The organism is Cognatundibacterium luofuense (genome assembly GCF_018139685.1).
GTDB classification, from domain to species: Bacteria; Pseudomonadota; Gammaproteobacteria; order Burkholderiales; family Burkholderiaceae_D; genus Undibacterium; species Undibacterium luofuense.
Window position 1 is genome coordinate 1 of sequence record NZ_JAGSPN010000499.1, and the last position, 306, is coordinate 306.

At 53.6% G+C, this 306-nt stretch carries 1 protein-coding gene; it reads right to left on the reverse strand.

Annotated features, from left to right (window positions below; translation table 11 throughout):
* Nucleotides 1–306, reverse strand: a 306-nt coding sequence (locus KDM89_RS21400; protein ID WP_212689806.1) for an Hsp33 family molecular chaperone HslO, incomplete at both ends; no start/stop codon positions are given.

Consider the following 306-nt stretch of genomic DNA (forward strand, 5'->3'; position numbering starts at 1 on the left):
GACCGGGTCAAAACCATAATGCTGGCCACAGAAGTCGCAGTTGATGTCGATGCGTCCTGCTTCCGCAATAGCGCTTTCAATCTCGGCAGCGCCCAACATTTTCAGCATATCGCCGACTTTTTCACGGGTGCAGCTGCAATGGAATTCCGGATGCAGCGGTTCAAATACGCGCAGAGTCTGCTCCCAGAACAGGCGGTGCATCAGGGTTTCTGCACTGTGTTCCAGCATTTCATCTTTTTTGAGGGTGTCACCCAGCATCACGGCGTGGTTCCAGGCTTCTGCTTCGTCTTCGACTTTGGATGCGCT